This is a genomic window from Cellulomonas sp. McL0606 (genome assembly GCF_058248365.1).
This window is the reverse complement of sequence record NZ_CM177779.1, coordinates 3,780,692-3,792,855: the sequence shown is the minus strand read 5'-3', so window position 1 is coordinate 3,792,855 and position 12,164 is coordinate 3,780,692. Positions and strand designations below refer to the sequence as shown.

Genomic DNA, 12,164 nt, shown 5'->3' with positions numbered 1-12,164 from the left:
CCGAGGTTCATGCGGTGGACCGCCTGGCCTGCTCCAGGTTCGACCGGTGCGGTCCGGCAAGCCATTCTCGCTCCAGACGCGCGTCGGCGGGTTCGTCTCCTCGCCGCAGCGCATCGATGTACGCACGGTCGACGACGAGCCGGTCGGCCACCTCGAGACCCTCGGCGACCGCGCCGTGACCGGGAACCAGGACCTGGACGTGCCGGGCCGCCTCACCCAACCGGTCGAGCGCCGTCTCGTAGGCGCTCACCTGATCGGGCCGACGAAAGTCGAGGAGCGGGATCAGGACGTCGGACAGCATGTCGCCGGCGATCAGGACGCCACGGTCCGCGAGGAGGACCGCGGCGTGCCCGATGGCGTGCGCCTCGTGCTCGATGACCTCGCCCGGCACGGGGCCACCGTCCGTGGGCAGCGCGGTGGTCAGCCCGATCAGCTCGAGCGGGATCCCCGACGCGGCCTCCTGCGCCATCGCCTGCGCCCGATCCCGCACGCCACCGGCGAACTTAGCGGCGGCGGTGGTGGCGTAGCGCGGGACGTCGCCGAACCGGGGGTGCCAGAGCAGGTGGTCCCAGTGGGGATGGGTGGAGAACCCGGCGACGACCGGAAGGCCGAGCGCGTCGAGGTCGTCGCCGAGCTGGTCCAGCTCGGCGCCCTCGATGCCGGGGTCGACCAGGATCAGCCCGTCCTCGCCGCGGACCACGACGGTGTTGCTCCAGACCCAGGCGCTCTGCCGGACCCAGACGCCGTCGGCCACCTCGTTGAGCATCGGTCGACCCTGTCAGGTGCCTCGTCCCGGCGCAATCACGCGTCTCAGGGTGGCGAAGACGGAGGGCCCGTCACACAGGTGACGGGCCCTTCGACCGGCGGAGGATGGGGGATTCGAACCCCCGAGGGCTTTCATCCAACGCACTTGCCAGGCGTCGCCGAGCGTTCTCCGGGCCATTGGCCGAGCTGGGCGGTCCGCTCGTCGGTCGCTGGGGGCGGTGCCTCGGTAGGGTCCCACCATGCGAGGGCAGGGGATGCAGGAGGTCGAGGCTCCTCGAGGACGAGGTCGACCCGGTTCCCGCGCACCGCCCGGCGCAGGGCCGTGGGTGGCGCATTCCACGGCCAGGGCTCAGGACGAGCGCTGCGGGTGCCACGGGAGTCGTGGTCGCACTCGGCATTGCGCTGTGGGTGATCCACGCACGCCAAGAGGCCTCGGACGCCAGGCTGGCGAGCCTTCCGGGGGTCGTGGCACCGGTCGATCGGGACCTCGTCGTCGGGGATCGCTACCCGGGTGAGGCGGCGGGCCTCGCCCTCGGTACGGACGGCGGGTTCGTCGCGGTGCATGCGGACGGTTCGGAGATCTTCCAGTGGGGCGGTCTCGACGGTCGACCGGGCTGGTCGACACGGCTGAGCAGCGGCCGTTCCCCCGAAGCCGGGCAAGGCGTCACGGTCGGGTCCAGCAGGTGTGTGGCCGACAACGCACCGGGGACACCCGTCGTGAGCGCGACCCACGTCGTGTGCCTGGTCCCCAACGGTGTCGCCCCCTTGCCGGACGCCTCTCTTCCGCCGGAGGGGCTACCGGCGATGAGCATCGTCGTGCTCGACGCGGCGGACGGCTCCGTCACCGCGCAGTGGGCGTCGCCTGGGGCGCAGAGCATCGCGGTGTTCTCCGGACTCGTCGTCGTCGGGTCGGGCACAGCGACGGAGTCGGTCGTCGACGGCCGGGACATGGCGACGGGCGCCGAACGGTGGAGCTCGGGTACGCCGGGCCGCAGGTGACGGCGAACGCCGTCACGGGCGTGCAGCGGGCGAGCGGCCTGATCGCCGCAGACACCTCGTCCGGCCAGAGGTGGGTGTTCGCCACCGACGGCACCCCCGTTCGAGACGGTGGGGTCGAGGCCGGCCCGTCCGGGGGTTGGCGGGTCGATCCGCTCACCCAGCGCCTGACCTTTTCGGGGCCGTCGGCTGCCACCGGCGGCACCCAGACCACGCTGCTGGCCCCCAACGCTCAGACCGCAGGAGACCAGACGTTCGACGGCGTGCCGGTCGACGTGACGGTCGACGACGGCAGCATCCCGGGGCTCATGCTGACCGTCGGACCGCAGCTGTACGGCGGCGACACCGACTCGGGGGCGCAGCGATGGGCTCTGGACGGCACGACGTTCTCGGGGGAGCCCGGCACGAGCGCCATCGTCGTTCGCGGCCGCGTGTACGTCCTCGCCGGTCCACGGGTCATCGCAGTCGAGGGCCACACCGGCAAAGAGCCTGGCGCACCAAGGACGAGGACGGCGTACGACCGACGACGGTCATGACCGACGGCCGGCACGTGCTCGTCGGGTTCGACGCGGTCTCGGCGCGGGGCAACCCGGAAGCTGATCGCCTACGACTTCTCCGATGGACGCGAGGCGTTCCGGACAGCTCCCAACTGGCATCAGCCACGTGGGCGCGGCCGGCGGCACGCTGTTCGGCTTCGACGATCATGACCGGGAGCTCGTCACGCTCCACTGAGTGCCCACCCGGTTCGGCCACCGACGAATACAAGGGTCGCAGCGTCGTCGAGCGGTTCTTCGCCCTCGCCAAGCAGTGGAGCGGCATCGCGACCGGATTCGACAAAAGTCGCCATCACCTACCGGGCTGGCGCCACGTTTTTGCGCGATTCTCACCTGGTTCGCCTATCGGGCGACACGCCCTGACGCCGATACCGTTGGGCAATGCCCATCACGACGTTCGACGCCGTTCTGATCAACGGCAGCGTCGGCACCGGGAAGACGACAACCGCCGAGGGACTCGGAGCCGAGTTGAGACAACGCAGCATTCCCGGCGCGGTCATCGACGTCGACTGGTTGCGTCGCTCGTGGCCGGCGCCGCTTGGCGACCCATTTCAGACGACACTGGCACTGGGGAACATGCAGGCGATCGCCTCAAACTTCCGACGTGCCGGCGCACGCGTGCTCGTCGTCGCCGCCGTCGTCGAGACCGTCGACGACCTGGAACGCAATGCAGTTGCCCTTGCCTCCACGAGGTTGCTCCATGTCCGATTGGCAGCAACCCCCGACGCAGTGCTGTCGCGACTGGCCAGGCGGCACGACGGTGACGATGCGGCCCTGCAATGGCACGCGCAGCGGCACCCCGAACTGGCGCGCACTCTCGACCGAGCCGGCTTCACCGCTGAGCTACTCATCGACACGACTCACAAGCCCACCACCGACGTCGTGCAGGAGATCGTCGCAACGATCGTCAGCTGAGTTGCCGACAGGTCGCCGACTCCGCGCGTCATGGGAGACACGTCCTAGTCGAAGTCGCTGGGTGAGTTCCAGTCCGGCTCGACGGGGGCGTGCTCGAGCTGGATCCCATTGTCGAGTGGCACAGGGGAGCTGGACCGACGCGCGTCTGAGCACGATGGGGTCGGCACAGGCCTCGCGCGACGCGTCGACGACGCTCACCGCGCGCAGCTCGACATGGTCGCCGTCGGTCGTCGCTGCGAACCCGAGCGGCGTGACGCAGTCGCCGTCGCCAGCGACGAATGCGACGTCGACAACGCTGCGGGTGTCGCCGAAGCCGAGGAACTTCCACGGCATGCTGATCCCCGACTCGACCTGCGCGTCGTCGAGGAGTTGTCCGGCCGGTTGCTCATCCAGTGCTTGCGCCCACGTTGAGCCGTCCGGTGTGAGCGGGTCGACGACCGGCCCGACCCGGACTGTCGCGGCGCCCGTCGAGGGCAGCCCGGACCCGGAACCCGCCCCGCACCCGGAGGCGACCAGGCAGGCCGCCAGGACGCTCGAGATCGCAAGCAAGCGGGGAAACCGGTGGACGCCCATTGCCCGCGCCGATCGGCGTCTGGTGAGCGTCCGGAGTCGAGCCACGACGGACACGGTAAACCGGTCGCGCCGGCCGGGATGTAGCCCGGTCGGGCGAATGACTCCGTGGGTATCAACGCCGAGACCTGCGTGACTGGCTCTGCTCGAAGTGGTCGGGCCACGGGCCACAACAGCATGACGAAGGGCCCGCAACCTGCGAAATTCAGGTCACGGGCCCTTCGACCGGCGGAGGATGGGGGATTCGAACCCCCGAGGGCTTTCACCCAACACGCTTTCCAAGCGTGCGCCATAGGCCACTAGGCGAATCCTCCCGGCCGCGGGAGGCGATCCCGTCCCACGTAGGGGTCCGATGCCTCCTGAAGCACGCACAGCGTACCCGAATCTGGGCGTCGTCCCAGACGAGGGGTCCGGACGCGGGCCTTCGGTGGAGGGTCGCGGTCGCGGCGGCCGGAGCGAATCCTGACCACGACCCAACCGTCGGACCGAGGTTGGGTATCTTCGCGGTGTGTCAGGGTCACCCTCGTCTCGCTCGGTGCCGGCGACGCCCTTCGTCGGGCGGGTCGAGGAGATCACGTCGCTCGTCGGGATGCTCTCGGACGAGCGCGCGACACGTCTGGTCACGTTGACCGGTATCGGCGGGATCGGCAAGACACGGCTCGTCGCGGAAGTCGCACGTCGCTTGCGCGAGGACGGTGCCGGGCCCGTCCACGTCGCCGAGCTCGCCTCCCTGGGCGATGCCGAGCTGGTTGTTCCGGCCGTCGCCGCGGCCGTCGGGCTGACCGGCCTGGCCGCGACGCTGGATGGCGTCACCCAACGTCTGCGCGAGGTCGGCGGGTATGTCGTCCTGGACAACTGCGAGCACCTGGTGGACGGAGTCTCCGAGATCGCCGGCGTGATCGTGCGCGAATGTCCCGGGGTGCGGGTCATTGCCACGAGTCGCATCGTGCTCGGCAGGCCCGAGGAGACGGTCGTGCCGGTCCCCTCGCTGTCGCTGACCACGCACGACGACGAGGCGACGCCGTCCGAGGCGGCGCTGCTGTTCCTCGATCGCGCGTCGCGGGCTCGGCGCGGCAGCCTCGAGGGGGCGGCCCTCGACGATGTCCGGAGGATCGTCGAAGGCCTCGACGGCATCCCCCTGGCGATCGAGCTGGCGGCGGCGCGCATGCGTGTGATGTCGGCGCGTGAGATTGCCGACGGCCTGGTCGATCGCCTCACGATCCTCGGCGGTGCACCCCGTCACACGAGTGCGCGACACAGGTCGATGCGGGCCTCGCTCGACCTCAGCCTCAGGCTGCTCGACCCCGAGTACCGCGCACTCTTCGCCGAGCTGTCGGTGTTTGCGGACAGCTTCACGCTGGTCGCTGCCGGTGCCGTGTGCGAGCGGCCTGTGCTCGATGGCCTGACGGACTCGTCGACAATTCGCTCCTGGTCATCTATGCCGGTGACTCGACGACGCGATATCACTTCCCGGAGTTCGTGCGGCAGTACGCCGAAGAGCTGCTCGACCCGGCCGAACGCGAGGTCCTTCGGTCACGTCATCGGCGCGTGTTCCTGGAGCTCGCCCAGCGCTGCGACGAGGAGAACTGGGCGTTCTCGTCCGAGGGCCACCGGCGGCTGGCTCCCGAGATGCCGAACGTCCTGCGGGCGCTGGATCACGCGGCCTCGGTCGAGCACCCGGACGCCCTGACGATCGTGGCCAGTCTGGGCAACTTCTGGAGCCGGAGCGGTCGTTTCGCTGAAGCCGCCCTTGCCGCGCGCCGGGCGCTGGAGGCGACGCCGGACGTACCGTCGCCTCAGCGAGCGCTCGCGATGGAGCGGTTCTCGGTGGCGTCGACAGCGCGCGGCGACTTCGTGGCGGGCCGCAAGGCAGCCGTGGCGGCGGTCGAGATGGCGGAGGCGACCGGCGACGCGCGAGCGCTGGCGGTGGCGATCACACGTGAGGCCAGTCAGCGGTGTCTCGTCGATCCCTCTGGCGTGCTGGTGCCGCTGGGCCGCGCGATCGGTCTCGCCCGCGAGGCCGGCGACCTCGTCTGCCTCAGCGACGCGCTTCTGCACGTCTGCATGAGCGCGCACCTGCGCACGGACCTCGACGCCCTCGAATCCGCACTTCCGGAGGCGCTCAGCGTCACCGAGGCGCTCAACTACGCCTTCAATCTGCGCTGGATCCTCTATACCGCGGGCCTCTCCGCGCTGTGGGCGGGCCGCATCCCTGAAGCGCAGGCGTACGCCGCTCGCGCGCTCGCCGTCGACGGCGGTGAGGACGAGTACTCCCGGACTGCGGCGCACGCCACCCAGTCGATCGTCGACGCGCGCACGGGCCGGAGACCCGAGGCGCTCGCTCGCGCGTCCGAGCAGCTGGCGATCGTCCGGCGCGAGCAGCTCACGATGGCGGAGGGCGGCATGCTCGCGGCGGTAGCCATCGCGTCGCTCGCCGCCGGAGACCCGGCCGCCGCAGAACGACAGCTGACCGCCATGGACGAGGGCATCCCGACGCTCGCCCTGCGGTACGAACGCCACCACAGCTACATCGCCATCGGACTGTGCCGCGGCGACGCCGACCTGGTCGAGACTCACGCCCGTGCCCTGGCAGGGGTAGCCGCATCCGCGCCGAGCTCGAGGCATGCGGGGATCGCAAGCGTCGGGCTCGCCGAGGCAGCCCTGCTGCGAGGCGAGACCGACTACGCCGAGCGCACCGCCAAGGCAGGGCTAGCGGTCCTTGCGGCGGCGGGCTGGTGGTTGGCCTGCGTGGACGCGCTGGAGACCTTGGGCGCGATCGCCGTCGAGCAGGGCGATCCGGAACGAGCCGCGCGCTACCTCGGGGCGACGTCCGCAGTGCGCGACCAGCACCATCTCCTCCGGGTCCCGCCTGCGCCGGCACGCTGGGCGGCGGTGGACCGGCGAGGCCGAGACCTCGCGGGCGACGAGTCGTACGACCGGGCCTGGCGCGATGGTCAGGCTCTCTCGATCGGCGAGGCTGCCGACTACGCGCTCCGCAGTCGAGGACCGCGGCGGCGTCCGGAGTCCGGGTGGCCGAGCCTGACCCCGATCGAGCGTCGCGTCGCCGAGCTGGCCGCGGAGGGTCTGACCAACCCCGAGATCGCCGCTCGCGTCTTCATCGCACGCAGCACGGTGAAGATGCACCTGTCCAGCGTGTACGCGAAGCTCGGGGTGAACGGCCGGGTCGAGCTGGCCGCCACGGCGAAGGACGATACGGCCACCTGGCGGTAGTTCCGGCCGGAGCCCGCTCGTAGCGTCGGGGCCATGGCAACCACCTCTGGCACGACGACCACCCCCACCATCGTCCTCGTCCATGGCGCCTTCGCTGACGCGGCGAGCTGGGCGCCGGTGACCCGCGAACTGCTCGATCGCGGGCACACCGTCTTCGTCCCGCCGATCTACAACCGCAGCCTGTCGCAGGACGCGGCCTCCGTGCGTGCGTTCGTCGAGCACATCGACGGACCCGTCGTGCTCGCCGGCCACTCCTACGGAGGCGCCGTGATCGGCGTCGCCGGAGAGGCCGATCAGGTCACCGCACTCGTCTTCGTCTCCGGCTACGTGCTCGACGTGGGCGAGAGCCTCGGCCAGCTGCAGGGCGGCTTCCCGGACTCGGATCTCGCCGCCAACCTCGTCTACACGCCGTACCCGGTCACCGGCGGCGATCCCGGCACGGACGTCTCGGTCGAGATCGACGCGTTCCCCGCCGTGTTCGCCGCCGGCGTCGATCCGCGAGCTGCGGAAGTCCTCGCGGTGTCGCAGCGCCCGCTCTCCGGCGCCGCGTTCGGCGAGCCCGCCTCGGCCGCGGCCTGGAAGACGAAGCCCGGATGGGGGATCGTCTCCGCCGCCGACCACACCATCAACCCGGACGTCGAGCGGTTCGGGTACCAGCGGGCCGGCCTGCGCGAGGTCATCGAGCTCGATGCACCCCACCTGGTGATGCAGACGCACCCTCGGGAGGTCGCCGACGTGATCGAGAAGGCAGTCCGCGAGACCGCGGCCTGAACACCAGAACCGGACAGGAATCAGACCATGAGTGGCAACCCCTTGAACATCGTCCTCGAGCCGGCCGCGCAGGCGTTCGTCGACGCCACCAGCGAGCCCCCGTTCCTCTACCAGCTGTCACCCGAGGTGGGACGCAAGGCCGTCGACGGCGTCCAGGACGAAGCCATCTGGAAGCCTGATGTCGACGAGGAATGGGCCGAGATCCCCGGCGGCCCGACAGGTTCCGTGAAGGTGCGCATCGTCAAGCCCCAGGGCGCGGTCGGGGCCCTTCCGGTCGTCCTGTACACGCACGGCGCAGGCTGGGTCTTCGGTGATGCCCACACGCACGACCGTCTCGTGCGCGACCTCGCCGTCGGCACGGGCGCCGCCGTCGTCTTCCCCGAGTACGACCGCTCGCCAGAGGTTCGCTATCCCCACGCACTGGAACAGGTCTGGGCGACCGCGCAGTGGATCGTCACCGACGGGGCGGCGAAGTGTCTCGACGGCTCGCGTCTGGCGGCTGTCGGCGACTCGGTCGGTGGCAACATGACCGCAGCGCTGACGCTCCTTGCCAAAGAACGCGGCGGGGTCGACCTGGCCGCACAGGTGCTGTTCTACCCCGTGACCGATGCGGCGTTCGACACCGACAGCTACCACGAGTTCGCGGAGGGCTACTTCCTCACCCGTGAGGGCATGAAGTGGTTCTGGGACCAGTACACGACCAGCGAGGACGACCGCGCCCAGGTCACCGCGTCCCCCCTACGCGCGACGGTCGAACAGCTGACCGGTCTGCCGCAGGCGCTCGTCATCACCGGACAGGCCGACGTGCTGCGTGACGAGGGCGAGGCATACGCGGCCAAGCTGCGCGAGGCGGGCGTGGCGGTCACCGCTGTGCGCTACCAGGGAATCGTGCACGACTTCGTCATGGTGAACAGCCTGCACACCACTCACGCGGCGAAAGCTGCCGTCGCACAGGCCGTCGCCTTCATCAGCGAGGCGCTCGTGTAGCGGTCCGAACATCCGCGAGAACAGGCTGGCCCGCCCCGAGCACGGGGCGGGCCATCCTGATCTGGACTCAACGACAACGGCCTCGCTCGGCAGGGATGTGCTCGACGCAGCAGGCCAACCAAGGGATCCGGCCTCAGGTCTGCCAGGTGTACCAGAGCAGGTGGGTGCGCTCGTGGTCGATGTACAGGTCGATGGTCAGCGGGGCGACGGAGCCGTCCGGCCGGGTGCCCATGCCGGTGCAGCTCATGACGAACGCCTCGGCACCGGGTGCCGGGATCCGGACGACGTCTCGGTCGTCGCGGGCGACGGCCGTGCTCGCGACGGACTCCAGAGGAGCGAGTCCTTCTCGGTGCGACCGAGTTCGACGGCCTCGTCGGCGACGTCGTCACAGGACATCGACGTGACGGACTCGAGCCGGGCCCGCTCGTGCTCCTGCTTGTACACCGGCACGGCGGCGGCGACCAGCACCCCGAGGACGACCACGCCCGCGGCGATCCCCGCGCTGACCAGCAGGCCGGTGCGCCGTGTCGGCGGGGCCGGCGGCGGGGTCTCGCCCTGCTGATCGGTCCAGAACCGACCGTCGAACCAGCGCAGCTGGGACGCGTCCTTGGGGTCCGGGTACCACCCGGGTGCCGCATCGTTCATGGTCGGTCGCGGGTCACTGGTCCCAGGCGTAGGCGACGAGCTGCTGGGTGGTGGAGTCGATGTAGAGGTTGGCGGTGACCGGCGCGGTCGTGCCGTCCGGCTTGGTGCCGGTACCCGAGCAGCTCAGGACGAACGCCGGGTCGGAGCCCGCGCTGGGCACCTTGACGGTGCCGCGGTTGTCCTGGATGAGCGTCACCGCGGTCATCGACACGAGCGGACCAGCACCCTGCGACTGCCCGGCCGCGGAGACCTGCACCGCGTAGTCGGCCACCTGTTCGCACGTCACGCCGTCCAGGCCAGTTGCCGTCGACTTGGCCCTCTGGTTCAGGAACACCGGGATCGCGATGGACGCGAGGATCCCGAGCATCACCATCCCGACCAGCACCGACGCCAGGACGATGAGCACGATCTTTCCGGTGTTCTTCTTCGCCGGCTCCTCCGCCCACGGCTGGGGGCCCGGCCATCCGGGTCCGGCCTGGCCGAACCCGGGCCCCGGCGCCGCGTAACCGGCGGGAGGGGGTCCATAGGCGGCCTGAGGTGGTGCGTAGCCGGCGGTGGGTGGCGCGTAGGCGGCGGGCGCCTGACCGAACGGCATCGCAGGCGCCTGCGCCACGTATGGCGGGCCTCCGGCTGGCTCGGCGCATAGGCGGCGCCGTACGGCGCGGCACCCCCGGGGGGCAGGAACTGCTGCGGTCCGACCGGGGCCGGTGCGTACCCCTGGCCGGGCTGAGGCTGGACGTACGGCGGCAGCTCAGCGGGTGCGGCGTACTGCGGGGCGACGGGCTGCGGAGCGACGGGCTCAGGGGCCTCCGGCTCGGGCTCGGGAGTGGCCGGCTCGGCGACCGGCTCGTCCTCATAGTCGTCCCACTCGTCGGGCTCGTCGGGCTCGAGGAGGGGGATGACCATCGGGACGGGCGGGTGAGGGGTGGGCACCGAGTCGGCGCGCGCGGGCATCGTGGCAACGGCGGTGCGCGCCCGAGCCTGCGCCGCGGTACCGGTCGCGTCGGCGGCAGGCGGCGGGAGCGGGGCCGAGCCGGGTTCGGGCGCAGGGCGGCTGCTCGCCGTCCACGCCTGGCCGTCGAACCATCGCACGCGTGACTGGTCCGCGGGGTCGCGGTACCAGCCCTGAGGAGTCGTGTTCATCGTGACAAGGACATCGGCAACCCGGTGACGGTCCTGAAGTGCGATCTTGTTGCCGTTGCGTGACGTCTTACTGGCTGAAGCGGGCCACCTGACGGATCTTGTTCGTCGCGTCGAGGGCGGCCACCTTGTACGCCTCGGACAGGGTCGGGTAGTTGAGGACCGTGTCGACGAGGTAGTCGACGGTCCCGCCGCACGCCATGATCGCCTGGCCGATGTGCACGAGGTCGGTGGCCGACGTCCCGAAGATGTGCACGCCCAGCAATTCGCGGGTGTCGATGTGCACCAGCAGCTTGAGCATCCCGTAGGAGTCGCCGACGATCTGCCCGCGCGCCAGCTCGCGGTAGCGCGCGACGCCCACCTCGTACGGCACGGACGCGGTGGTAGCTCCTCCTCGGTGCGACCGCAGTAGGAGATCTCGGGGATCGTGTAGATGCCGATGGGCTGCACCGACTGCAGCTCGCGGGCGGGCTCGCCGAACGCGTGGTACGCGGCCAGCCGGCCCTGGTCCATGCTCGTCGCCGCGAGCGCGGGGAACCCGATGACGTCCCCCACGGCGAAGATGTTCGGCACCTCGGTCCGGTACTGGTCGTCGACCTTGATGCGGCCGCGGGAGTCGGCGCTCAGGCCGGCGTTCGCGAGCTTGAGCGAGTCGGTCTGCCCCTGCCGGCCGGCCGAGTACATGACCGCGTCCGCGGCGATGCGCTTGCCCGAGGCCAGGCGGGTGACGGTGCCCCGCCCGTTGCTCTCGACACCGGCCACCGTCTCACCGAAGCGGAACGACACCGACAGGTCGCGCAGGTGGAACTTGAGCGACTCCGCGACCTCGGGGTCGCACATCTCGAGCATCGCCGGGCGCTGGTCGATGACCGTCACGCGCGTGCCGAGCGCCGCGAACATCGACGCGTACTCGATGCCGATGATCCCTGCGCCGACGACGACCATCGACCCCGGGACGGTCTCCAGCGCGAGCACGCCGTCCGAGTCGAGGATGGTGCGTTCGTCGAAACCCACGGTGTCCGGCCGGTGCGGCTTGGACCCGGTGGCGATGACGACGAACCTCGCGGTGATCAGCGTCGGGTGGACCGCTTCCTCCTCGGTCACGGCGAGGGTGTGGGCGTCGACGAACGATCCCGTGCCGTTGAGGATGTCGACGTGGTCGCGCAGCAGCTGCGCCCGGATGACCTCGATCTCGCGACCGATCACGTGGTGCGTGCGCGCGAACAGGTCGTCCATCGTGATGTCGGACTTCACGCGGTAGCTCGCGCCGTAGACCTCCCGCTGCGCCATGCCAGTCAGGTACATGACGGCCTCGCGCAGCGTCTTGCTGGGGATGGTGCCGGTGTTGACCGAGACGCCGCCCATCATGTGCCGACGCTCGACGATCGCGACCTTGTGCCCGAGCTTCGCGGCCGCGATCGCCGCCTTCTGACCACCGGGCCCGGTGCCGATGACGACGAGGTCGTAGTCGAAGGGCCCCTCGTCGGGAACCTGCACGTCCGGCGCTTCCTCAACGGTCATACGCGCAGTCTGCCCACAAACAGGTCCCCGCGTGAGTCCCACGAATCACGGGCAGATGAACGGACGGCC

At 70.6% G+C, this 12,164-nt stretch carries 13 protein-coding genes, 1 tRNA gene and 1 pseudogene; 8 read left to right on the top strand and 7 right to left on the bottom strand.

Annotated elements, in window-relative coordinates; translation table 11 throughout:
• Window positions 1-7: 7 nt before the first annotated feature.
• Window positions 8-766 carry an MBL fold metallo-hydrolase gene (locus AC38ZX_RS19400; protein ID WP_491295552.1) on the bottom strand — a complete coding sequence of 253 codons (759 nt, stop codon included), beginning with the start codon at window positions 764-766 and terminating at the stop codon, window positions 8-10.
• 464 nt (window positions 767-1,230) lie between these two features.
• On the opposite strand from AC38ZX_RS19400, the gene AC38ZX_RS19395 reads away from it, so the two are divergent.
• The 4 genes from AC38ZX_RS19395 to AC38ZX_RS19380 all read left to right on the top strand — a co-directional run bounded on the left by AC38ZX_RS19395 (window position 1,231) and on the right by AC38ZX_RS19380 (window position 3,641).
• Window positions 1,231-1,764 carry a hypothetical protein gene (locus AC38ZX_RS19395; RefSeq protein ID WP_491295551.1) on the top strand — a complete coding sequence of 178 codons (534 nt, stop codon included), beginning with the start codon at window positions 1,231-1,233 and terminating at the stop codon, window positions 1,762-1,764.
• Entirely contained in the window at window positions 1,761-2,297 is a 537-nt protein-coding gene (locus tag AC38ZX_RS19390; protein ID WP_491295550.1) for a hypothetical protein, read from the top strand. Before AC38ZX_RS19395 ends, AC38ZX_RS19390 begins: the two co-directional genes overlap by 4 nt.
• A 399-nt stretch (window positions 2,298-2,696) precedes the next feature.
• Complete coding sequence (locus AC38ZX_RS19385) at window positions 2,697-3,230, top strand: ATP-binding protein (RefSeq protein WP_491295548.1); 534 nt, start codon at window positions 2,697-2,699, stop codon at window positions 3,228-3,230.
• 213 nt (window positions 3,231-3,443) lie between these two features.
• Entirely contained in the window at window positions 3,444-3,641 is a 198-nt protein-coding gene (locus AC38ZX_RS19380) for a hypothetical protein (RefSeq protein WP_491295547.1), read from the top strand.
• Window positions 3,642-4,029: 388 nt separating this feature from the next.
• On the opposite strand, the gene AC38ZX_RS19375 is transcribed toward AC38ZX_RS19380, so the two are convergent.
• A tRNA-Ser gene (locus AC38ZX_RS19375) sits at window positions 4,030-4,114 on the bottom strand.
• A gap of 221 nt (window positions 4,115-4,335) precedes the next feature.
• Between AC38ZX_RS19375 and AC38ZX_RS19370 the strand changes: the two genes are divergently transcribed.
• From AC38ZX_RS19370 to AC38ZX_RS19355, 4 genes are read left to right on the top strand one after another with little or no spacing between them, the layout of a single operon-like run.
• Window positions 4,336-5,490 carry an ATP-binding protein gene (locus tag AC38ZX_RS19370; protein ID WP_491295545.1) on the top strand — a complete coding sequence of 385 codons (1,155 nt, stop codon included), beginning with the start codon at window positions 4,336-4,338 and terminating at the stop codon, window positions 5,488-5,490.
• Window positions 5,430-7,031, top strand: a complete 1,602-nt coding sequence (locus AC38ZX_RS19365; protein ID WP_491297495.1) for a LuxR C-terminal-related transcriptional regulator — start codon at window positions 5,430-5,432, stop codon at window positions 7,029-7,031. Before AC38ZX_RS19370 ends, AC38ZX_RS19365 begins: the two co-directional genes overlap by 61 nt.
• Before the next feature lie 33 nt (window positions 7,032-7,064).
• On the top strand, window positions 7,065-7,802 hold the full coding sequence (locus tag AC38ZX_RS19360) for an alpha/beta fold hydrolase (RefSeq protein WP_491295543.1): 738 nt from the start codon (window positions 7,065-7,067) through the stop codon (window positions 7,800-7,802).
• Between the two features lie 27 nt (window positions 7,803-7,829).
• A complete protein-coding gene (locus AC38ZX_RS19355) occupies window positions 7,830-8,789 on the top strand; it encodes an alpha/beta hydrolase (protein ID WP_491295542.1) in 960 nt (319 codons plus the stop codon).
• Between the two features lie 243 nt (window positions 8,790-9,032).
• Here the strand turns inward: AC38ZX_RS19355 and AC38ZX_RS19350 are convergent, their stop codons facing one another.
• The 5 genes and pseudogenes from AC38ZX_RS19350 to AC38ZX_RS19330 all read right to left on the bottom strand — a co-directional run.
• Complete coding sequence (locus AC38ZX_RS19350) at window positions 9,033-9,434, bottom strand: DUF2510 domain-containing protein (RefSeq protein ID WP_491295541.1); 402 nt, start codon at window positions 9,432-9,434, stop codon at window positions 9,033-9,035.
• 13 nt (window positions 9,435-9,447) lie between these two features.
• Window positions 9,448-9,840 carry a hypothetical protein gene (locus AC38ZX_RS19345; RefSeq protein ID WP_491295540.1) on the bottom strand — a complete coding sequence of 131 codons (393 nt, stop codon included), beginning with the start codon at window positions 9,838-9,840 and terminating at the stop codon, window positions 9,448-9,450.
• Window positions 9,801-10,577, bottom strand: coding sequence for a DUF2510 domain-containing protein (locus AC38ZX_RS19340; protein WP_491297494.1), 777 nt, complete (start codon window positions 10,575-10,577; stop codon window positions 9,801-9,803). The genes AC38ZX_RS19345 and AC38ZX_RS19340 overlap by 40 nt, the downstream gene beginning before the upstream one ends.
• Window positions 10,578-10,644: 67 nt before the next feature.
• Window positions 10,645-10,935, bottom strand: a complete 291-nt coding sequence (locus tag AC38ZX_RS19335) for an oxidoreductase dimerization domain-containing protein (RefSeq protein WP_491297493.1) — start codon at window positions 10,933-10,935, stop codon at window positions 10,645-10,647.
• 83 nt (window positions 10,936-11,018) lie between these two features.
• Window positions 11,019-12,095: pseudogene (locus tag AC38ZX_RS19330) on the bottom strand (FAD-dependent oxidoreductase); the annotation flags it as partial.
• Window positions 12,096-12,164: the final 69 nt, after the last annotated feature.